This is a genomic window from Candidatus Magasanikbacteria bacterium (genome assembly GCA_021648085.1).
Lineage (GTDB): Bacteria > Patescibacteriota > Patescibacteriia > Magasanikbacterales > UBA922 > JAKITS01.
The window spans coordinates 383,647-406,734 of sequence record JAKITS010000001.1; the positions used below are offsets into that span (position 1 = coordinate 383,647).

General features: G+C 32.1%; 21 protein-coding genes and 1 tRNA gene. 5 read left to right on the forward strand and 17 right to left on the reverse strand.

What is annotated here, in order from left to right; translation table 11 throughout:
- Positions 1 to 4: 4 nt before the first annotated feature.
- The 16 genes from L3J07_01960 to L3J07_02035 form a co-directional block, all read right to left on the reverse strand.
- Positions 5 to 406 (reverse strand): vitamin K epoxide reductase family protein, encoded by a 402-nt coding sequence (locus tag L3J07_01960; protein ID MCF6276594.1) that lies wholly within the window; start codon positions 404 to 406, stop codon positions 5 to 7.
- Positions 407 to 469: 63 nt separating this feature from the next.
- Positions 470 to 1,252, reverse strand: coding sequence for a hypothetical protein (locus tag L3J07_01965; protein MCF6276595.1), 783 nt, complete (start codon positions 1,250 to 1,252; stop codon positions 470 to 472).
- 27 nt (positions 1,253 to 1,279) lie between these two features.
- A complete protein-coding gene (locus tag L3J07_01970; GenBank protein ID MCF6276596.1) occupies positions 1,280 to 1,792 on the reverse strand; it encodes a hypothetical protein in 513 nt (170 codons plus the stop codon).
- An 8-nt stretch (positions 1,793 to 1,800) separates the two neighbouring features.
- Positions 1,801 to 1,974, reverse strand: coding sequence for a hypothetical protein (locus L3J07_01975; protein MCF6276597.1), 174 nt, complete (start codon positions 1,972 to 1,974; stop codon positions 1,801 to 1,803).
- Positions 1,975 to 2,307: 333 nt separating this feature from the next.
- Positions 2,308 to 2,394 (reverse strand) — tRNA-Ser (locus L3J07_01980).
- A 9-nt stretch (positions 2,395 to 2,403) separates the two neighbouring features.
- The gene (locus L3J07_01985) at positions 2,404 to 3,174 is read right to left on the reverse strand and encodes a prolipoprotein diacylglyceryl transferase (protein ID MCF6276598.1); all 771 of its coding nucleotides are present in this window, start codon (positions 3,172 to 3,174) and stop codon (positions 2,404 to 2,406) included.
- A 5-nt stretch (positions 3,175 to 3,179) separates the two neighbouring features.
- Positions 3,180 to 4,511, reverse strand: coding sequence for a TIGR00730 family Rossman fold protein (locus L3J07_01990; protein ID MCF6276599.1), 1,332 nt, complete (start codon positions 4,509 to 4,511; stop codon positions 3,180 to 3,182).
- A complete protein-coding gene (gene gatA / locus L3J07_01995; GenBank protein ID MCF6276600.1) occupies positions 4,508 to 5,926 on the reverse strand; it encodes an Asp-tRNA(Asn)/Glu-tRNA(Gln) amidotransferase subunit GatA in 1,419 nt (472 codons plus the stop codon). The genes L3J07_01990 and gatA overlap by 4 nt, the downstream gene beginning before the upstream one ends.
- A gap of 1 nt (position 5,927) precedes the next feature.
- The gene (gatC, locus tag L3J07_02000) at positions 5,928 to 6,221 is read right to left on the reverse strand and encodes an Asp-tRNA(Asn)/Glu-tRNA(Gln) amidotransferase subunit GatC (GenBank protein ID MCF6276601.1); all 294 of its coding nucleotides are present in this window, start codon (positions 6,219 to 6,221) and stop codon (positions 5,928 to 5,930) included.
- A 17-nt stretch (positions 6,222 to 6,238) separates the two neighbouring features.
- On the reverse strand, positions 6,239 to 8,260 hold the full coding sequence (gene ligA / locus L3J07_02005; GenBank protein MCF6276602.1) for an NAD-dependent DNA ligase LigA: 2,022 nt from the start codon (positions 8,258 to 8,260) through the stop codon (positions 6,239 to 6,241).
- A gap of 332 nt (positions 8,261 to 8,592) precedes the next feature.
- Positions 8,593 to 9,363: a prepilin peptidase gene (locus L3J07_02010; GenBank protein MCF6276603.1), complete on the reverse strand. Its 771-nt coding sequence runs from the start codon at positions 9,361 to 9,363 to the stop codon at positions 8,593 to 8,595.
- A gap of 80 nt (positions 9,364 to 9,443) precedes the next feature.
- A complete protein-coding gene (locus L3J07_02015; protein ID MCF6276604.1) occupies positions 9,444 to 9,884 on the reverse strand; it encodes a prepilin-type N-terminal cleavage/methylation domain-containing protein in 441 nt (146 codons plus the stop codon).
- Positions 9,885 to 9,905: 21 nt separating this feature from the next.
- On the reverse strand, positions 9,906 to 10,289 hold the full coding sequence (locus L3J07_02020; protein MCF6276605.1) for a response regulator: 384 nt from the start codon (positions 10,287 to 10,289) through the stop codon (positions 9,906 to 9,908).
- Positions 10,290 to 10,388: 99 nt separating this feature from the next.
- Positions 10,389 to 11,519, reverse strand: coding sequence for a pilus assembly protein PilM (locus L3J07_02025; protein ID MCF6276606.1), 1,131 nt, complete (start codon positions 11,517 to 11,519; stop codon positions 10,389 to 10,391).
- Between the two features lie 105 nt (positions 11,520 to 11,624).
- Positions 11,625 to 12,776: a hypothetical protein gene (locus tag L3J07_02030; GenBank protein MCF6276607.1), complete on the reverse strand. Its 1,152-nt coding sequence runs from the start codon at positions 12,774 to 12,776 to the stop codon at positions 11,625 to 11,627.
- Between the two features lie 13 nt (positions 12,777 to 12,789).
- Positions 12,790 to 14,112: a hypothetical protein gene (locus tag L3J07_02035; GenBank protein ID MCF6276608.1), complete on the reverse strand. Its 1,323-nt coding sequence runs from the start codon at positions 14,110 to 14,112 to the stop codon at positions 12,790 to 12,792.
- Between the two features lie 146 nt (positions 14,113 to 14,258).
- Between L3J07_02035 and cysS the strand changes: the two genes are divergently transcribed.
- From cysS to L3J07_02060, 5 genes are all read left to right on the forward strand, one after another.
- The gene (gene cysS / locus L3J07_02040) at positions 14,259 to 15,626 is read left to right on the forward strand and encodes a cysteine--tRNA ligase (GenBank protein ID MCF6276609.1); all 1,368 of its coding nucleotides are present in this window, start codon (positions 14,259 to 14,261) and stop codon (positions 15,624 to 15,626) included.
- Positions 15,627 to 15,632: 6 nt separating this feature from the next.
- Positions 15,633 to 18,152: a hypothetical protein gene (locus tag L3J07_02045; protein ID MCF6276610.1), complete on the forward strand. Its 2,520-nt coding sequence runs from the start codon at positions 15,633 to 15,635 to the stop codon at positions 18,150 to 18,152.
- 108 nt (positions 18,153 to 18,260) lie between these two features.
- Positions 18,261 to 18,743: a hypothetical protein gene (locus tag L3J07_02050; protein ID MCF6276611.1), complete on the forward strand. Its 483-nt coding sequence runs from the start codon at positions 18,261 to 18,263 to the stop codon at positions 18,741 to 18,743.
- A gap of 4 nt (positions 18,744 to 18,747) precedes the next feature.
- On the forward strand, positions 18,748 to 21,300 hold the full coding sequence (locus L3J07_02055; protein MCF6276612.1) for a type IV secretion system DNA-binding domain-containing protein: 2,553 nt from the start codon (positions 18,748 to 18,750) through the stop codon (positions 21,298 to 21,300).
- Between the two features lie 230 nt (positions 21,301 to 21,530).
- Positions 21,531 to 22,445 (forward strand): hypothetical protein, encoded by a 915-nt coding sequence (locus L3J07_02060; GenBank protein ID MCF6276613.1) that lies wholly within the window; start codon positions 21,531 to 21,533, stop codon positions 22,443 to 22,445.
- 390 nt (positions 22,446 to 22,835) lie between these two features.
- On the opposite strand, the gene L3J07_02065 is transcribed toward L3J07_02060, so the two are convergent.
- Positions 22,836 to 23,066 carry an SWIB/MDM2 domain-containing protein gene (locus L3J07_02065; GenBank protein MCF6276614.1) on the reverse strand — a complete coding sequence of 77 codons (231 nt, stop codon included), beginning with the start codon at positions 23,064 to 23,066 and terminating at the stop codon, positions 22,836 to 22,838.
- Between the last annotated feature and the right edge of the window lie 22 nt (positions 23,067 to 23,088).

Consider the following 23,088-nt stretch of genomic DNA (forward strand, 5'->3'; position numbering starts at 1 on the left):
TTTTTTAAAGTAAAAATGTTGCATAAGCTAAAATTGTAAAATTTATAGCTGACAAAACACACCAAGTGCAAAAAGCTTTCAAAACAAAACCTTGGACATAAAGAAAATATATAGAAAATAAAAATCCTATCGCAACCACAATTTGAATTGGCCAAAAAAGCATAGTGACGCTATATGCATACAAAATAGTGCAAATGAAAATAAATGTGTACATTACAAAACCAGCATATGAATTTGGAATTCCAAAAGTTTTACTTTGTTTTGAGTGTTGAACCTTTTTACACCATTTTTTTGGAAAAAACAAACAAAGGACATCTGTACCGCGAATTTTGTTGTAAATAAGATACAAAGTATCAAAAATACCGATAGCAGACACAATCAACAAAAGCTTTAGTTGCAATGACATAATTATTTTTAAGAATTATATTTTTATTATACCATTTTTATATAACAAAATATAGTTTAATAATTAATTTACTAACTCAGAAATCTTTAACTCTTTAGCATTTTTCTTTAAAAAATCAGTTGCAAAATTATCTGCATAATTTTCATATGAAGAATTTCTGTATGCAAGTTCTTGTGCATTTAAAAGATCTTGTAGTGTTTTTATATTGCTAGTCTTTACTATTCTATAAACATCCGGATTAGCTAATAAAAATTCTTCTAAATTAGTAAATTTAGCCATTTCTTCTCGCAAATCAACCGGATCAAATCCTGGAACAGGTAATGTATATAAATTTGCATTATAGTGTGACGACCATTCTTCTGCAGCATCTGCACCTTCAAAATCTGGGTTGGTTTCATAATTTTTTATATAATCCGTAGCATGCCCCAACTCATGAGCAATAATAAATTGCCTAAGTAAGTTTGGCGTCATATTTTCAAAGCTAATTCCCAACATATCAGCAACTTCTTTGGCAGAAGATTCACGAACATCTTTTAATTTTTGCAAGTGTTCTTTATTTTCAGAAACAATAAATATTGTAGGAATAAACACATTTTCGCCAACCTGAACTCTATGAAAAAAACCGTCCGTATTTGGCTCGTCTTCTGGGGAAATAGTTACAACCTCAACATGAGATAAGAAATCATTTTGTTCTAACATAAGCTTAAGCATTGCATCCATAGATTTATCTATTTCTATACCTTCTCTTGATATTAATTCATCCAACCGTACACCTTTATTTTTTCTCTCGTCTTCTTTCTCTAAGTTATTTTGATAAAAAGAAGTAGATTGTTCAGAGTTTTCCATTGGTTTTTAATATTTAATGATAAAAATTTAATTATTTCTAAAAAAAGTTTGTTCAAAAAAAAATTTAACTTTTTCTTTTAATTCATCATCTGATATTTTTTTACTTTCATTCTTCATTGCAACAATAATTGCAAGATTATAAAGCCCAAAATCTTTTGGTTCAAACCCTTTCCAGTTATAAAAACTACAATCACCAAATAACGATTTTAAAATACTTTTATAGTTTTCTTTTGATAAAACAGAAGGTAAATAATTATTTTTTTCTAAAAAATAAACAGTACTAACAACAGAAAGTCTTTTATTTCCATTAGAGAAATAGTGAGTATTTATATTTATAAACAAAAATGAAGCTTTATCCGTTATGTTTGGATAATAAATAGTTTTAGACCTATCAATTAAAGCAAAATATTCGTCAATTGAATCTCTTTGACTATCATAATCTGGCACCTCTTCTTTATGTTCATATTCAAAACCTCTAATAATATTAATGATATTGATTAAATCTTCCGGTAAAATATATTCAATATTATTTTGTATCATAAATAAATTTATGTATTTCCAAGCCTTTTAACAACAATGCTATAATTTCTTTTTACAGATTTTGCTGTAGTTTTGCTTTTGTAAGAACCGATAATTTGCCCCTTCTTTCCAGAAGAAGTGGTTCTTTGTCTAATTGCATAATATTTTTTTGTAGAGGTATTATGAATTCTTTTTGTAGCCATACTATTTTATTTATATTTATTTTATCATTTTTATTTTTAAAAAACAAGCTTTATTTTTAAATCAAAATCAAAAAAGTTTTTTGATTTTAAACTATTCTAAAAAAGTGGCAGGACTTTTTTCGCTCCGACTCAAGCCGGGGTGCTACGCGCTCTCGCACCCTTCGAATCCCGACACAGGCAAAGACTTTTGCCTGCTCTCTCTCCTTCACTTCGTTGCGGAAAGGGCGGGATTCCTTTCGCTCCGACTCAAGCCGGGGTGCTACGCGCTCTCGCACCCTTCGAATCCCGACACAGGCAAAGACTTTTGCCTGCTCTCTCTCCTTCACTTCGTTGCGGAAAGGGCGGGATTCGAACCCACGGTACGATTTCTCGTACACATGCTTTCCAAGCATGCGCATTAAACCACTCTGCCACCTTTCCAATTTTATTTTATGTACTTTTTTTATTTATTTTATAAAATAAAAATATTCCACTTATCAAAAGAATAATAGCAAAATATTGAGCTGGAGTCAATCCTAAATACCTAACATCTGCATGTGCTATATCTACTGCCCTAAAAAAATCCAACACAAAACGCATAAAACCATATTCTGTGAGTAAAATAATTGTAAACCAACCGTCGCCAAATTTTACTTTTTTTCTAAGAATCAAAAAAATAATAGCCACAGGAATCAACCACAAAATTTCTAGCAATGCCATTTCTAGTCTTGCTCCGTCTGGCGTATTTATAGCAAGAAAAAAGTCTACTTTTTGACCCAAATGATCGTGAATTGCAAAACACCCAAGCCTGCCAACAATCCAACCAAAAATTGCAGAAAAACTTAGTAAATCTGCAATCTTCAAATATATTTCTTTATTCCAACTTCTACTTGAACCGTAAATAAAAAATCCCAAAACTGCACCGAATAAACCACCAAAAGAAGAAAATCCACCGTTCCAAACTTTGAATATTTCAAAAGGATTGCTGAAAAAGAAAGAAGGCTCATAAAATGCAATGTGAAAAATTCTAGCAAATAAAAAACCTAAAACAATAATTAACAACATCAAATTGGTCAAACTCTCTGAATCCATTCCAACTTCTTTTGATTTTTTAAGTAAGATTATAAAAGAAGTCAAAAAACCAAGTGCAACAAAGAAACCCCAAGCATAAATTGTCAAAGGACCTATATTAAAACTTAGATATTGAAACCACGGAATCATAAAAACTATTTCTCTTTTCTAGACTTTTTTATAATTTCAACAATTTCTTCTTCATTATCAACAATATGAAACAAATCCAAATCTTCACTATTAATTGTTTTAAATTGCTCTACCAAAACTTTTCTTATAAACTCTTTCAAAGGTCCCCAAAACTCTGTGTCATACAAAATAATTGGAAGTTTTGCCATCTTTCCAGTCTGTACCAAAGCCAAAACCTCAAAAAGCTGATGAAGTGTACCTAGTCTTCCTGGGAAAAATACAAAACCTTTTGAAGGTGCTGTCACCAACAATTTCCTTACAAATGGAAAACTCGTCACCATTGAACGGGTCACATATTCATTTAAAGGTGCTTTGTCATTCAATTTCATTGCAATTCCAATGGAATCTCCTCCGGCTTCTTTTACACCCTTATTTACAGCTTCTGCCGCCCCAATTCCCCCACCTGTCACAACTGCAAAACCTTCTTCTGCCAATTTTGTTCCTAGGTTGTTTGCAACATTGTAATATCTATTATCTTTTTTTATACTTTTTGAACCAAGCACTGTCACATCTTCTACCAAACCAGTCAAAAATTCAAAACCTTCTACAAGCTCTGCCATAATTCTAAAAATCTTCCAATCAATTTTTTCATCGCACACAAAATTCATTGGCGCTAATTCACAAATATTTATATCTTCTACATCTTTTACTATTTTCTCCACCTCTTCAACACTATCCACAATTCTCCATCTTTGAATTTCTTCTTTGTGTTCGCATACCAATTTTTTACAACTTTCATTTAAAAAATTTATAATTGGATTCCAAAATTCACTTCCAACCAAAATTAAAGGTGAACGATACATCTTTCCCAAATCCATCATATCTACAATTTCAAAGAATTCATCCATTGTTCCATAACCACCAGGAAAAAATACAAATGCGTGAGCTGGAGCAGTAAGCATTACTTTTCTAGTGAAAAAATAATGAAATGCTGTGGACTGTTTTACATAAGGATTTATCCTTTGTTCAAAAGGAAGTTGGATATTTAGACCAACACTTTCACCTCCAGCTTCTGTTGCACCCCTATTTCCTGCTTCCATAATTCCTGGGCCTCCACCAGTCACAGTTGTGATACCATGTTTTGCCAAAACAGACCCAACCTCTTGCGCCAAATTGTAATATTTACTATTTTCCGGAAGACGCGCAGAACCCATTATTGTGACGACTTTTTTAAATTGAGACAAAAACTGATAACCATCTACAAATTCAGACATTATACGAAAAATTCGCCAAGTATCACGAAATTCTCCTGTTTCATTTAATGCAGAAAATTCTTGCTTTTTTATTTCTTTTTTCATAATTTATTTCCAATTCTTAAAACTAAATCTTCTCTAAGTCTAGGCCCTATAATTTGTGTACCAATTGGCAGTTTTGACTTTGTAAATCCTGTTGGTACAGACATTGCCGGCACTCCTGCCACAGACGCAGGACTTACAAAAATATCAGACAAATACATTGCCAAAACATCATCTTTTTTCTCCCCCAATCCAAATGCTGGGAATGGTGAAGTTGGTGTTATTAGTACATCAACCCCTCTAAACACTTCTTCAAAATCACGAATTATCAAAGTCCTCACTCTTTGTGCCTTTTTATAATAAGCATTATAATATCCAGCAGATAAAACATAAGTTCCCATCATAATTCTTCTTTTTACCTCGTCTGGAAATCCTCGTCCACGAGAATGTGCATACAAACTATACAAATCACCTTGCCCTAAACGAACTCCATAACGAATTCCATCTAGTCTTCCCAAATTTGAACTGTCTTCACTGGAAACTGTAATGTAATAAACTGAAATTGCATATTTTGTGTGTGGAAGTGAGACTTCTTTTATTTCACAACCTGCTTTTTTTAATTTATCAATCTGAGCTTCTACATTTTTTCTAACCTCTTCATCCAATCCATCCACTTCAAAATATTCTTTTGGAACTCCAACCTTCAAACCATTTACTCCTTTTTCCAGTTCTGCCAAATAATTTGGTACCGGATTTGGAACTGTTGTACTATCTTTTTTATCTTGCCCAGCCATTACTTCCATTATTATAGAAATATCTTCCACTGTTTTTGCCATTGGCCCAACAGTATCCAAAGACGATGCCATTGGCATAATTCCATAACGAGAATTTCTACCATAACTAGGGCGAAGACCGGCAACTCCACAAAAACTTGCTGGCTGACGAATTGAACCGCCAGTATCCTCGGCAATAGAGAAAATAGATGAGTTGTCTGCAACAGAAACCGCGGAACCACCAGAAGAACCACCAGAAACTTTAGTAATGTCATGTGGATTCTTTACAGACCCATACATTGAATTTTCATTGCTTGCACCATGTCCAAAAGTATCACAATTTGTCTTCCCAACCAAAACAGCACCCTTTTCTCTTAATTTTCTAATTACAGTAGCCTCGTATGGTGCTGTATAATTTGCTAAAATTTTGGAAGCGCCTGTGGACAAAATACCCTCTGTACAAATTGCATCTTTCACAGAAAATGGAATTCCTGTTAATGAATTTTTTAGACCTTCGGCTATCATTTTATCTGCTTTCTCTGCACCATTCAAAGCAATTTTACTAGAAATAGTTATAAATGCATTTAATTCTGGATTTGTCTTTTCAGCCTGTTTTAGACAAGCTTTGGTAAGTTCTACAGAACTAAATTCTTTTTTATCCAAACCCTCACTTGCTTTTTTTATTGTTAGCTCATTTAATTCCATATTATTCAAAAACTTTGTGAACCTTGAGTAATCCGTCTTTTTCCTCTGGGAACTGTGCTATCATTTTTTGTCTTCTCTCTTCTGGGCACTCTTCTACCACATCTTCCCTAATGATATCCTCCAAACCAGTCACCTGACTAGTCTCCAAAATTCCTTCTGTATCCACTTCGTTTAGCATCTCCACATAACCAAATACTGCAGACAATTGTTTTGCATATTTTTCCTTCTCCTGCTCTGTTAAATTTAGACGCGCAAGTTTTGCAACATCCTCTATCTCTTTTTTTGTTAATTTCATAGATTTTTATTCTACATCTAAGTGCTAAGTAAATCAATAAATTCTTTTTCACTCAAAATTTTTACTCCTATTTTTTCAGCTTTTTTCAGTTTGCTTCCTGCATCGCTACCCGCCACGATAAAATCAACCTTTTTACTCACAGATCCAGAAATAATTCCACCAGAATTTCTCACTTTTTCTTTTGCCTCATCTCGCGTCATTTCCTGCATTCCACCAGTAAACACAAAAGTTTTGTCTGTTATTTTTCCTTTTTTTGTTATTTTTATTACGGATAGTTTTACACCGTTTTCAAACATTTTTTTTATTATTTCTCTGTTTTGTTCATCTGCAAAATAATTTCCAATTGATTCCACCACTTTTCCACCAATATCTGAAATTTTTATCAATTCCTCTTCATTTGCACTTTGTATATTTTTAAAACTTCCAAAATGACTTGCTAATTTTATAGCAGTCTCCTCTCCAACATGCGGAATACCAAGTGCAAAAACAAACCTATACAATAAATTATTTTTTGATTGTTCAATTGAATTTAGCAAATTTATAACCGACTTTTCTGCAAAACCATCCAATCCTAAAAGTTCATCTTTTTGCAATATAAATAAATCTGATATATCTTTTATCAAACCCTTGTTTAGAAGTTGTTCCACGATTTTCTCCCCCAAACCATCTATATCCATTCCTTTTTTGGATACAAAATGACGGATTTTTTCCAACTGCTGACCATAACAATTTTTATTTTCACAATAAAGCCCAACAGATTTTTCCTGTTTTTTATCTTGGACATTTTTGTGCTTTACATCTGCATCACAAATTGGACATTTTTTTGGTTCAACTATTTTCTTCTCTTTTCCTGTTCTCATTTTTTCCAAAACCTTTACAATCTGTGGGATTATATCTCCCGCTTTTTGCACCACAACAGTGTCACCTACCCTTACATCCAACCTTGCTATTTCATCAAAATTGTGAAGTGTAGCGTGAGTCACTGTACTTCCTGCCAATTGAACCGGTTCCATAAGTGCGACAGGCGTCAACTTTCCGGTTCTTCCAACTTGGACAAAAATATCTATTACTTTTGTAGTCCCCTGCTCTGCCGGAAATTTAAATGCAATCGCCCAGCGCGGAGCTTTTCCAGTATAACCCAATTTATCTTGATATTCTTTTTTATTTACTTTCAAAACTACACCATCCACCCAATACTGTTTACTATTCTTTCTCTTTTCCCAATTTTTATGAAATTTCAAAATTTCTGTCACATTAGCAACCTTCTCCCAACTTTTATCTGTAGGGAAACCAAGGTCTTTTAATCTTTTTAATTCTAATTCTTGTGTTTCTGGAATATCTCCAGCAGAAATATCATAAGCTGTAAAAGAAAGTTTTCTTTTTGCCACAATTTTTGAATCTAATTGACGAATTGTCCCAGCTGCTGCATTTCTTGGATTTGCAAATTTTACCTCTCCATTTTTTTCTCTCTCTTTATTTATTTTTTCAAAAATATCTCTACCCATCCAAATTTCACCTTCTACCACCAAATCAATTTCTTCTTTCAATTTCAATGGGATACTGTGAATTGTTTTTATATTTTGCATTACATTCTCCCCTACTTTTCCATTTCCTCTGGTTGCTGCCACTTCCAAAACTCCTTTTTTATAAGTCAAAACTAAATGCAATCCATCTATTTTTAATTCTGCGGTGTAATCTAACTTTACCTTTTTACCCATTTTTTTTGCAATCATTTTTTCTATCCTCTCTTCCCATTTTTCTATATCTTCCTGCGTAAATGCATCATTAAAAGACCACTGCGGTACAGTGTGTTCTACTTTTTCAAATTTTTCTAAAACTTCTCCAGCGACTCTTTGTGTTGGAGAATCAGAAGTTTTTAATTCTGGATATTTTTCTTCTATTTTCCTTAGTTCATCCATTAGACCATCGTACATTTTATCCGTTACTTCTGGATCGTTCAATACATGATAGCGATGACGAAGATCGTCTATCTGATTTCTAAGTCTTTTTACATTCTCCTTAATTTCTGTTTTATCCATATTTTTTATGCGTGTTCTAAATGTTCTATCGTTTTGCTTGTTCGAAATGTTCTATTTATCCAAAATTGTCAATCCCCCAAACATTTGAAATTTTCTATTTATTAATAGGTAATCGATCCAACTTCATTTTATTTAGGATGACGAATTAATCAATACGTCATATTGAGCGAAACGAAGTGGAGTCGAAATATCTCGAAACGATATAACGATAACTGTGAATATTCAAAGTCTTATATTTTTAAACCGAGATCCGTTCGACTTCATTACGCTTTGCTACATTACGCTCAGGATAACGTATATGGTTTTTATTCTTTATCAATTATTAACTAATTTTAAAAAATCAATCCTAAATACCAATCTAGCAAGTTATACCCCCAAAACATTGTAAATAAAGTAGCTACCGCCAAATAAGTTCCAAACGGAGTTTGTGATTCTAAACTTGTTCTTTTTAATGCAAGTAAAATAACACTCAAAAAAGCTCCACCAACATAAGAAAGCATTAGCGCCACAATTGCGAGTGGCCAACCCAAAATTATACCCATCAAAACTCCAAGGCGAATATCTCCTCCGCCAATCCATTTACCACGAGAAATAGCAAATTGAAACAAGAAAAATCCACCCAAAACTACCGCACCAATTAGCATAGATTGCCAAGTATGCCAGCCAAAAATTAATGAAAGTACAAATAAAATTCCAATAGACGGCAAAGTTATTTTATCTGGCAATTCTTTGTACAAATAATCATAAATAAACAGAAAGCTAAGTATAAAAATAATAAACCAATCTCGCAATAATTCTATGGAAAAATCATAAAAACCACTTTGGTGAATTAATGCCGCACAGACAAAAGCTATTCCAAACCAAGTTTCTACCAAAGGATATTGAATTGAAATTTTTGCTTTGCAGTTTCTACACTTTCCTCGCAAAATTATAAAACTCAAAATTGGGATTAAATCTTTTGCAAAAATAGTTTTATTGCACTTTGGGCACATAGAACGCCCATTCATTGTTTTGTGTTTTTGTGTACGCCAAACAAAGGCATTTGTAAAACTACCAATCACAATTCCAAACAGGAATACAATAAAAAAATATGTTAGATTCATATTAGATGTATTATAACACTAAAAGTAAAAAAATAGAATAAAAAAACCACCGACTATTTCGGTGGTTTTTTATTTTTTTATTACTGTGAAGCAGAAACCCCAGATGGTGATACCAGAATTGGACCACTCAAATTGTTTATATTTCCTTCTATTCTAGCCTGGATTGTATATGTTGTTCCATCTATAGAATTGTAGACATAAGAAAAATCACTAGGATCTTGTGGGACTAGCGCCATATACGGATTTGCACAATCTGAACCGACAAAACCAGTTGCGTTTAGACAAGATGTGTTTGCTGTACCAATTTGAGTAGGAGAGGTCACAACTGGATACTCGCTATTTTCTGTAAAATAAATCTCCAAAGCAGTTTGAACCTGTCTCAAATCTGCCAAACGCTTTGAATCTCTAGCTTTTTCACGAGCAGAACCAAGCGCAACCACAGCCAAAGTTGAAAGCAAACCAATGATTGCAACAACTACCAACAATTCGATCAATGTAAAACCTCTTTTATTTATCGTCATAATTTTTATTTTAATATAAATTTAATTTTTTAAAATTTTGTTTATTTTTCTAACTAAATCTTCTGGTTTAGTGTGTGGTTTCAGTAAATATTCTACAGCTCCCAGACTTAAAGCTCTTTCAACATCTTCTTTTTGACCAATACTAGTTAACAATATCACAGGAATAGACCTTGTTGTTCTACCCAATTTTAGTATCTCTAAAACAGAAAAACCATCCATATTTGACAAAACTGTCTCCAAAATAATTATATCTGGCTTTCTTTTTTTTACCACCTCAAGCACAGTTTCTCCATTTTTTTCTGTTATAACCTTAAAACCACTTTCTTTTAAAAATTTTGTATAAATATCTGCTAAATGCACATCTTCTTCAGCCAATAAAACTAAAAACTGTTTTTCATTTTTCATATTCTGAATTTTCTATTTTAAATTATTTTTTTACTATATAAAACTTATAATTTATTTTTACTCACACATTATAACAACAACTAACTACAAAATACAAACTTATCTCTCTGTATTCCTCACTGCAAGTCCAATTGCAACAGACATTCTAGGACCAATATTATACAAAACAGGCTTCAAACTCTCTTGGGTTGCAATTCTTGCCCAAGGATCTCCCACAAAAACCCTTACATCAAAATGTTGCTTTATATAATTTAGAATTGGTGGAAAAATCGCAGAACCACCTGTCAAAATAATTTTTTCTGGTCGTTTCTCTTCATTTCCCATTTGATGCAAAAACAAATCAAAACCTGCCTGAATTTCTTTTACAATAGGATCTACAAGAGATTCAAACATTTTTATATCCATTTTTTCTGGTGGCAAAAGTGAAATGTCTTTTTTAATTTGCCCAGCATCTTCTGCTGAAATACCCATTTTGTCCATAATTAGCTTGTCTATAGAATTTCCACCAAACTTTATACTTCTGTGTGTAAGTGGCAAACCTTGATCTGCAATAAAAAAATTGGTCCTCTCTGCTCCAATATCTACAACCATAGAGGTAGACTTATCTTTTCCAACCAATGCACGCTCCAAAGCAAAAGCTTCTGTTTCTAAAGCAACTAATTGTAAACCTGCTTTTTGGAAAATAGATGTAAAAAATAAAACCAAATCTTTTGGCGCAGCAGTCACCAAAACTTTCATAAACTTATTTTTTTCACCTTCTGAAGATGGTGGAATTATTTGGTGTGCGACCTGTAATTCTTCAATTGGACGCGGTGTCATCTTTTTTACTTTTGCGCGTACATGATGCTCCAATTCTTTTTTGTCTACTTTTGGCAGGTTTATAACAGCATGAAAAATATAAGAAACAGGTAGACTTGCAATTGCCTTTTTAGACCTTACTTTTGATTGAGTACACAGGCCTTTTAGAATTTCTCCGTATTCTTCTATTCTAGAATCATTTGCAAAAATATTTGCTGGTTTTTTAACTGCTTCTTTTTTTTCATTTTCAATTTTTAATTCCTGCCCAACCTCTTTGTGGTGTTGTATGTGTATATCCAAATCTGCCGAAGCAATTCCGTAAGTCCAAAGCTGAGGACGATCTTTTGTTTTTTTGAGTTCAACGATTTTAATCCCTCCTGCACCAAAATCCACACCAAGAGAAAATTCTTCGCCTTTACCAAATAAGGACATAGTTTGTTTATTATGTTCTGAAAATATAAGATTGTTTACATTATACCACAAAAAATAATCTAAATAAAAAAGACCAAACAAATAAGTTTGGTCTATAATTTAAATTTATACAATTATACCTTTTACATCTCCTGTAGATGTTCTGGAGCCAGTTTTTACACTAGCAGTCCCGTCGGCATTCAACTTTATAAGAATACTTCCACAAGAGCCTGGAACATATCCAGCTTGCTGTGCATAAGTACCTTTATACATTAAATAAGACGGGCAAATTATTTTTCTTTCAATCTTTTTTTCAATTCTAAATCTAACTAATTTTCCATTCTGGAATTCTCGCCTAGGTACAAGTCTAGATACACTGTGTGATTTTTTATCATGGACATGCCCCATTATAAAAAAGTCAGCCAGTATAAACTGCCTAGCTTTTCCAACAGCGTTCAACTTTCCGCCCGGAGTATTAGAACCACTTCTTCCATGAGAAAGAAAAAAAGTCCACCTAAAACTACGCCAAGTAAGATCTAAAAGTACAGGCCCCATAAAATATGGGATTCCTAAAAATCTAGAAACTTCACGCAATGGACACATAAGTGTTTTGCGAGTAGTTCTGTGCTCATGATTTCCAGGGATCATAACCAAAGTTTTATGTGCAACAGATCCTATTTCCTCTTCAAAACCAATTCTTTGCTCATCTGGTGTCATATTTTGCTCTGCCCAAGCAATGCCACCGGCAGAATCACTAAGTGCATTTTCCAAAGAATCACCACCAAACAAAGCAAATCTATTTGGTCTTCGTCTTACCTCTTCAATATCAAATCTAAACAAATCCAAATCACATCTATTATGTCCATAATGGATATCATAAAACGGTGTTATTTCTATATCTTTTGCAGGTTTGTTGTTTAACCCCAAAACATCATCTGGAATTATAACTCTATGATAAAAACCCCTCTCCCCTAAACCATCTGAAGTTGGCAAAAAAATAAAAGCTCTGTCCGAAACAATACTTTTTTTCTTTTCTTTTGGAACATATAAATAAACCATGTTTCCATTATGAGGTCTCCAATTTATAATATTCCCACCAGCTAGATGCTGTTTTGACTCTTTAAGTCTAGAGATACAGTACTCAATTTTTTCAGAATCTATAGATAATTTTTGCGATAATTCAGAAACTGTATGACCAGTCTTTTCCAAAAGTTTTAATATTTCCTTAACTATTTTTCTAGTTTCTTTTGCCTTTTCACGAGCTTCTTTTTTACTCATCTGACACCTCCCTTTAGTGAGTTGCTTCAAATGTATTGTCTGAATAAATGATGCACTCAACACGACCAGAAACTGGGGGTGCATATCCTTTTATTTCTCTAATTGATCCTGCAAACTTCCTAAAACCAGGACAAATTATTGAATAAGCTATAGACTCTCTTATTCTATTGTTTGTTGGATCTGCAGAAAAAACAACAGCATCGTCTATAATAGCCTCTTCCAAATGTCCCATAATAGTAAAATGTGGAAAATTCTGATTTACAGTAACCTTTAAAACAGCATTGAGTTTTGATCCATCCAGTCTTGCACCAGACCTGCCATGAAGAGCATAAAACTCAATTGGCACCATTGGATCTTTCCAATAAATATCTGCACGCACAGGACGAAAAGTGTGATGAATTCCCAAATCTCTACAAACAGACCTAAGAGGTTCTATACCATCTATTTTTGAATACTTATTTTCTCTATCTCCAGACTGTGCCCACAAGATTTTGTGTGCAACCGGAGCAAGTATGTTTCTAAGATTTCTTCTATATTCTTCTGCTGTATATTTATTATACAAACTTCCACCAATTATATTTCCATTTAAAAATACAAATACATAAGGCTTGGTGGCAGCCCTCAGCAATACTTGCTGAAAAGCTTCCAAATCACAAAGATGATCGCCAAATGTCACAGAATCAATAGGAATAATCCTAATCGCCGAATCTGCTAAATTTTTGGAAAAATCTAAATCTTGAGGAAAAGTAATTGCCAAATAGTCATTATCATTTTCAGAATGTCTAACCGTAAAAACTCTTTCTTTCACTTCTACACAACCATTTACAACGCGCTCAAAATAATAAGTTTTTTGCTGATAAGAGCTTATTCCTTCTTTAAGTGTGAAATCTTCTGGGCTGTTTACCTGAAATTCTTCAAAAATTTTTAAACCTTCTTCTCCAAACTTACTCTCAACAGCTTCCAAAGTTCTAGCTCTACTCAAAAATCCAAAAACTTTTTCCACCAATTTTTCTCTTTCAGTTTTAGCTTTTTCTGCATTTTTTCTTTCTATTTCTGCTTTTTCTTCTTCTGTTAACTCTTTAGTTTTAACTTCTTCAACATCAACAGAATCCAAAGTACTTTTAGTCTCACCATTAGAATCTATGAATTTTTTCCTTTTCTTTTCCCAACCAATCTTGAGTTTTCTAAGATGATAACTCAAATTTATTTTATTTAATCCTGTTAACTCTAACAGCTTTAAATACTTTTGAATTTCTAAATAATCAACATCTCCAAAATTATCTACAATAATTTTTTTCACCTCTGCTGAGGTTATTCTCTTTGGTCGTCTTACCATGATCCTTTCTCCTTTTGGAAAGTAAATTGTAAGGAACTGTTTTTATGTTAACTCATTATATTAAATAATACAAATCAAATATCTACAGCTATTTACAATAATTTTTTCCTTACATATAATAGACCTATCTCAAAATAAACATTTATATGAAATTAAAAATATTCAACACACTCACAAGAAAAAAAGAAGAATTTAAATCAAATGAAAAAGGAAGAGTCGGCTTATACACTTGTGGTCCGACTGTTTACAATTATGCGCATATAGGAAATTTGCGAACCTACATTTTTGAGGATGTTTTGAAACGCGCCCTTCTTTATAATGGGAATACTGTAAACCACATAATGAACATAACCGATGTTGGACACTTGACAGACGACGCAGACGAAGGTGAAGATAAGTTGGAAAAAGCAGCGAAAAAAGAAAATAAAAGTGCTGTAGAAATTGCAGAATTTTATACAAATGCTTTCAAAAAAGATTTGGAACAATTAAATATTTTACCACCAACAACTTGGTGCAAAGCAACTGATCATATAAAAGAACAGATTGAAATGGTAGAAAAATTGTTGAAAGATGGTTTTGCTTACGAAACTAAGGATACAATTTATTTTGATACCACAAAAGATAAAAATTATGGTGATCTTGCAAACCTAAAAAATCAAGAACTTCAAGCTGGAAAAAGAGTGGAAATTGGAGATAAAAAAAATATTCACGACTTTGCATTGTGGAAATTTAGTAAACCAGAAGATAATAGACAAATGGAGTGGGAAGCTTTTGGAAAAATGGGTTTCCCTGGTTGGCATTTGGAGTGTTCTGCGATGAGTATAAAATATCTTGGTGAAAACTTTGATATTCATTGTGGCGGAGTTGATCACATACCAGTTCACCACACAAATGAAATTGCACAATCCACTGCTTTTACCGGCAAAAAGCCTGTGAATGTTTGGATGCACGGAGAATTTTTGCTGACTGGAAAAGTAAAAATGGCAAAATCTAGGGATAACTTTTTGACATTGGAGGTTTTGAAAGAAAAAGGATTTAGCCCACTCACCTACCGATACTTTCTTTTGCAAGCTCATTATAGAAAACAATTAAACTTTTCTTGGGAAGCCTTGGAGGCAGCGCAAAATGGATTGGAAAAATTACAAAAAGCTGTCACAAATCTAGGAGAGCCTACAGAAGTTTGCAATGATTGTGTAAATAAATTTTTAAACATTATAAATGATGATTTAAATACACCACAAGCTTTGGCCTTAGTTTGGGAACTTTTAAAAAGTGATAGCGCCAATGGTGTAAAAAAAGCAACTATTTTAAAATTTGACAAAGTTCTTGGACTCGGATTGGAAAATATTAAAATAGAAGAAATTCCAACAAATATAAAAGAAATTTCACAAAAAAGAGAACAAGCTAGAAAAGAAAAAAACTGGGAAGAAAGTGATAAACTTAGAAAACAAATCGAAGAATTAGGTTTTAGTGTGGAAGATACTACTGAAGAACAGAAAATAAGTAAAAAATAATAAAATATGCCAGAAACAAAAAGACAAAGTGAATTTGATACACAAACACCAGAAAATAGTGAATTAGAAAAAGCTAAAGTTGAATTTTTGGAAAATTTGGAAAAAGGATATCTTCATTTTGCTTTACAAATAAAAAATAGGTCTGACATTCCTGAAGACGAGATTGTTGAAGTTGTTCAAAATAGGTTTTTAGAAAAATTAAAAGAAAAATATAATAATGAAATTTCAAAAATCAAAGAAATATTTAATCTTTCTAAAGAATTTTTGGAAAGTTTTGAGGTTGTTGAAGCCGCCAAAATTGGGTTTTTAAAAACATTAGAAATAGGTGATTTGTATAATATTTCAAAAATAGAAAATGAATATAACATTCCTAAAGAATTTTTGGAAAGTTTTGAGGTTGTTGAAGCCGCCAAAATTGGGCTTTCAAAAACATTAAAAACAGGTATTTTATACGATGCTTTAGAAATAAAAGATAAATTTGATATTCCTGAAGATGAGATTAATGAAGTTGTAAAAATTGAATTTTTGAGAATGATGAAAGAAGGAAAAATTGATGATGTAATAAATATAAGAGATAGATTTAATATTCCTGAAAATGAGATTATTGAAGTTGCTAAAAATGGATTTTTTGAAAATTTAAAAAATGGACAGATTAATAATACTCTAAAAATAAAGTGTGTATTTAAACTTTCTGAAGAATTTTTTGAGAGTGCTGAAGCTCTTGAAGCTGCTAAAAATGGATTTTTGGAAATGTTAAAAGAAGGATGGGTCGATGAAGCTTTACGTATTAAAAAAATATTTAAACTTTCTGAAGAATTTTTAAAAAGTACTGAAGTTCTTGAAGTTGTTAAAAATGAATTTTTGGAAAATTTAGAAGTAGGATTAATTATTAGTGCTTTGGAAATAAAAGATAAATTCAATTTACCACCTGAAACAACAAAAGTATTTAATAAAGCATATAATACTTTTGGAGATAATTTAACATACAATATATATTTAGAATGTGAACTAATTTTAAATGGTGAAATTAGTGATGAATTAAAAGAATTTGGTGTAAGTGTGAGTGGTGAAGCTGGAATAAATCAATTGAATGTGAAAATAAGAGAATACGGTCATAATATTATCCACGAACAAGAATTTGATTGGGAAAACATGCTTGACTCACAAATTAAAAGAACTGCTTTTCAAAGTTCAGTGCAATACACTAATTCTGAATGGGGTTCAGATGACGAAGAAGAATTTGAAAAAATAGTTAGAACATATTTAAATGTTAAACAAGAAATCCAACCATTGTCATTTGAATATACAAATAGTGATATTTTGAAGATTAAAAAAATAAAACAAGTTGATACAGAAACTTTTGAATATAGTGAACAATTTTTGAGTTCATACAATAATTTATTGGAATCTTTGAAAAAAGGAATAGAATATGCAAAGAAGAAAGAATATGGTATTAGAGAAATTATTGGCAAATTGGAAGAAGGTTTAGTTAGTTTGGTAAGTTCTCTGGAAGAAAAGAAAGGAGAATATAAAAAACAAATTCAAGAAACTAAGGATGAAAAAGAAAGAGAAAAAATTGAAAGAGCTTTAAAAAATCTAGAAAGAAAAATAAGAGAAATTTCTGATATAAATTTAAAAAGTATTCAAAATCCTATTGAACTTTTTGAAAACTTACGTTCTTTTAAAGATAAAAGGACTAATGAATTATTAAAAGATTTAATGATTTATATAGGAGTTTACAAAAATGAAAATATACAGAATAAAAAATTATCAGAATTGGATACAAATAAACCAACTACTCAAGATATTAGCTGGGTAATGAACACAATCCAACATATCGTACTTCAAGAAACGGTGGAACCATACTTTACCAAAGAACATTTTGATCCAGATGAAAAGTTAAAACCAAAACAGAGAAAAAAGAAAGAAAAAGAATTACAAAAAAAGATAAGAAAATTACTTAACACCTCTACTTTAAACGAAGAGATGAAGAAGATGAAAGGTGATGCATCAAAAGATACTGTTAATATGAAATTTATTCCACAAAGGAATTTACTTACAGAATTTTCTGGTCATTTTTCCGATTCTTGCTGGGCTTCAATATACGATAGTATTCTCAAAAAATTTCCAAATTTTATCTCTGTGGCAATGGTGCACAATCCAGACCACCCAAAATATGAAAAAATTGCTGGTGGATGTTTTCTAATTGAAGCAAAAGCTAAAAATGGAGATGATTTGTTAATTATTCGCGGACTTAACCCACAAGAAAATCTAATAAATCAACTTTCGCCAGAAGATTTTTATAAAAATTTTACTGAATATTTCAAAGAAATAGCAGAAAAACAAGGTAGAAAACTAGCAATTGTAATAGACGATCATTCTGGCGGTTCTGGGACGAATAGACCAGTATTATTTAGTTTTTTGAATAAATTGAGAAGTAGTTTAAAAAAGGTAAAATTGGCTTCGGATGAAGAAACTGAATTTAACGGGTATAATATTGTGAATGATTGTTATTTGGTGGAATAATAAGTTATCCACAATAAAATAATTTAAAAAAGAAAAGCAGTCCGTGGATTGCTTTTCTTTTTTTTGGTATAATATACATATCAACTTATTTAAAGTTAATTTTTGGCAATGCCTGATACACAAAACTTTTTAGAAAAAACAAAAACACCAAAAATAGACGCTCCACACGTAGAGCGTGAAGTTGTAATTCCAAAAACAGAACAAGAACAATCAACTAAAGAAATACAACCAGTAGAAACTCAACTACAAATAAAATCAACTGTACAAAAAGAGCAACCAAAAAAAGCTAGACCAACAATACCACAGACAAAAGATGAAATGACGCAGAAGATAGAAAAGATAATGGAAGAGGATTTAAAAGATGCTTTTTTAGAATTAACACCAGTGCAAAAACAAGAATTTAAAATAAAAGGCGAGGAAGTTTTGGGAAAAATAAGAGTATTAATGAACAAAACAAAAGTAAATATCAAAAAAATAATTAAACTACTTTTAAGCTGGCTCAAAATTTTACCAGGAATAAACAAATTCTTTTTGGAGCAAGAAGCCAAAATAAAAGCAGACAAAATATTAGCTTTAAAACATTTTGCCTAAATTTATGTTTTTATTTCAACTTACAGCACTTCCAAATTTAAGTGACAGCGTGACAGTTGGTGGACTTGGAAACTACAATGTACTTTTTCTTTTAATTGGAGTTTTAGTTTTAATATCTGGAACTGTAGGTTTAATATTTATTTTGAAAGCAATACTCCATTCTACAACCCGCTCTGAGCAAGGTGCCAATATGGTAGTTTTGCAAATTCTAGTTCCAAAAGAAAAATCATCTGAAACTGGCACAGGCACAGAAGATAGATTGGAACAAATAAAAGAAGAAATAGGTGTGACAGAAACATTATTTTCTGCAATTGCTGGCACAAAAAATAAACGAAGTGCTTTTACCTGGTTTACAGGCTTAAAACAAACTTTATCTTTTGAAATAGTTGTACACGAAAGTTTAATATCTTTTTATGTTGTTGCACCAAAGAAAAAGAAAGATTTTATAGAACAACAAATACACGCTCAATACCCAGACGCACAAATAGACGAAATGGCAGATTACAATATTTTTTCTGAAAAAAGCACAATTGTTGGAGCTTATATGAAAACAAAAGAGCCAAACTCATTTCCAATAAAAACTTACAAAAATATGGATTCTGATCCGCTGTCAGCTCCATTAAATACACTTGCAAAAATACAAGATTCCAATAGTTCCGCTGCTATCCAATTTATCATTCACCCATCTCATAATGCTTGGCGAAAAGCTGGGCGCGACCTCGTGCGTGATGTTAAAAAAGGTAAAAAAATAGAAAAAGTAATTGGGACAAGTTTTTCTTCAAAAATAATAAATCTATTTAAAGAATTTTTTAAACACACTGCCGGAGATAAAGATGCTACAAAATCAGAAAATTATCAACTCTCACAAAAAGAAGAAGAGATGATAAGAGGGATAGAAGAAAAAATATCCAAAGGTGGGCTAGAAATAACCACACGAATTTTAAGTATTTCAGACGATGAAGAATCTGCAAAACAAAACTTAGACAATTTAATAAACTCTTTTGGACAATACAATATGTACCAATTTGGAGCGAATTTTTCCGCAATAAAACCAAGAAATCAATCCAAAATTATTCGCGATTTTATTTACAGATCTTTCCACGACAAGTATCATTTTATATTTAATACTGAAGAGCTATCTTCTGTCTGGCATCCACCGCTCCACTCTACAGACGCACCAAACATAAAATGGCTTTCTGCTCGCAAAGCTCCACCACCACCAAATATTCCAAAAGAAGGATTATTACTTGGCCATACACTATATCGTGGACAAGATGTAAAAATTCGTATGGCAGATTCCGATAGGCGCAGACATCTTTATGTAATTGGTAAGTCTGGAGGAGGTAAATCTGTATTTATAAGTGGACTTGCTATTCAAGATATTCAAGCCGGAAAAGGAGTTTGCGTAGTAGATCCGCACGGAGATTTGGTAGAGCATATTTTGGAACACATTCCAAAAGAACGTGCTGAAGATGTAATTATCTTCAATCCCTCTGATTTAGAATATCCTATTGGGTTGAACATGCTTGACGCTAAAACAGAAGACCAAAAAGACTTTGCAGTACAAGAAATGATTTCTATTTTCTACAAACTTTTTCCACCAGAAATGATTGGTCCAATGTTTGAGCACAACATGAGAAATGTAATGCTTACTCTAATGGCAGACATAGAAAATCCAGGAACTATCATAGACATACCTAGGATGTTTACAGATGACGACTATGTAAAGCAATATTTAGACAAGCTTACAGATCCTGTTGTGCGTGCTTTCTGGGAAAAAGAAATGGCAAAAACTAGTGATTTTCACAAATCTGAAATGCTTGGATACCTCATCTCCAAAGTTGGTCGTTTTGTAGAAAATACAATGATGAGAAATATAATGGGACAGCAAAAATCTGGATTAGACTTTAGAGAAATAATGGATAAAAAGAAAATTTTACTTGTAAACTTAGCAAAAGGGAAAACAGGAGAAATAAATGCAAAACTACTTGGATTGATAATAGTTGCAAAACTTCAAATGGCAGCTTTTGGAAGAGCAGATCTACCAGAAGAAGAACGACACGATTTCTATCTTTATATCGATGAGTTCCAAAACTTTATTACAGATTCTATTGCTACAATTTTATCTGAAGCTAGAAAGTATAGATTAAATCTTATAATTGCCCACCAATATATGGGTCAACTTATAGATGATAAAGGTAGTACAGCAATTCGCGATGCGGTACTGGGAAATGCAGGTTCTATTTGCTCGTTTAGAATTGGACCAGACGATGCCGAAACTCTGGCAAAAGAATTTGCACCTGTTTTTGGAGCTTATGACCTTATAAATGTAGAGCAATTCACAACTTACATTAAACTTTTAATTGACAATGCTGCTACAAAGCCGTTTAATATGAAGACATATCCACCAGTTTCTGGAAACAAAAAATTGGCAGTAGCAATAAAAGAATTAGCAAGATTGAAATATGGTAGAAATAGAGAGTTTGTAGAATATGAACTTATGGATAGAACAAAAATTGGAGAAGTTCCTGTGCAGGCAAAGAAACAGGATACATAATAATAATACATAATAATAATACATAATAATAATACAAGAAACAAAAACTATATATGTCATCCTGAGCGGAACGAAGTGGAGTCGAATGGATCTCGATTTAATATCATTAAAACACAAAATATTCGAAGTTCTAATGATACTTTCCCGAGATATTTCAACTTCGTTTCACCTCGCTCAATATGACGTAAAAAAATAGGCTCATCCCTAAAATAAAAATAAATACAAAAAGTATGGACGACCAAAATAATAATTCAAGTTCTTTTTTAATGCCTTTTTCTCCGATTCAGGAAGAAGAAAGTAATGACGAAGTAATAGAAAAAATAGGGGACAAACTAATATTAGAAGAAACTACAAACCCAAATAATTTTAGTGCAGTAGAGCCAGACCACAGCACAGAAGAAAAAACAACAAGAGAACCTAAAGAAGAAAATTGGAACTCTCTTGATGGTTTGTATATTGCAAAATCTAATATTAAACAAACTTCAGAAACAAAAGCAGATACATTAAATTACGAACCAAAACTTGTTGATGAAATTTTAGAAAAAGAAAAAGATGATAAAGAAGTTGAACAAATAGCAGACAAATCAGAAACACCAGAACCAGAAGAACCCCCTACTCCAACAGAAGAAAAACCTTTGGACAAAGAAAAAATAAAATCTACAATTCTTTTGATGCAAAGTAAATTAAATGAGATTTTAAATTTATTGGACGGCACTCCAACAAAAGATGAAACAATATCAACAGGAAATTCATATACCGAAAATGGGCACCGAGTAGTAGAAGGACTGTTCAATGGAACAGCTATGGTTGGTCCAGACGGCCACGAATATTCTATTCCAGCAAATTACGCTAGCAAATCTCGCTTAGTGGATGGAGACTCACTTAAATTAAGTATAAAAGAAAATGGTTCGTTTGTTTACAAACAAATTAAACCAACAGAGAGAAAACGAATAACAGGAACACTTGTTCACGACGAAGAAAATGATCAATGGATTGCAATGCACGATGGAAAATCTATAAAAGTTCTAAATGCGTCCATTTCATTTTATAAAGGTAAATCTGGAGATGATGTTGTACTTCTTGTTCCAAAAGAAAAAGAAAGTGAATGGGGTGCAGTAGAAAATATTATAAAAAAATCTCTCTAACTATAAATAAAAAATCACGGCTACAAAGTCGTGGTTTTTTAATGAAATTTTCTGCTCTTCTCCTGTCCTAAACCCACCGAACGTTTGAAATTTTTGGACTAAAGGCATGTATGCAAACTTATGGTTTTCTGAGTATACAGAGAATAATTGAAGTAGCGAATGCGGTCAATTAAATAAGTTTTAAAAATAAATTAAGCCTAAAATTATCAACCGTTTAATACTTTTGGTTACCTTTTGGTGACAAAAAATAAAGTTAGAATAATTTTATGTTATTGTTAAAAGAGAATGTTTAGATGAAATAAAGACAAGATCCTTCGACTTCGCTCAGGATGACGTGAATTAAAAAACTCGCTATGCAACTTAGCGAGTTTTTTATTTTTTCTAAATCTCTTATGAAATATGCTTTGAGATCAACTTTGTCATTTCGAACATAGTCACCTCTGCTTTTCCATCAAAAAGTACTTTTAACTTATCATCTGCAAGAATATTTCTTCTATTCTCTGGGTTCTGTAGATCATCTTTCTTGATGTATTCCCAGATTTTCTTTACCACTTGAGAACGTGGCATAGGTCCTTTTCCAACAACCGCTTCAAGGTCGCTTGAAAGGTTCATAGGCTTCATTAGAGCCGAATTTGCTTTTCTT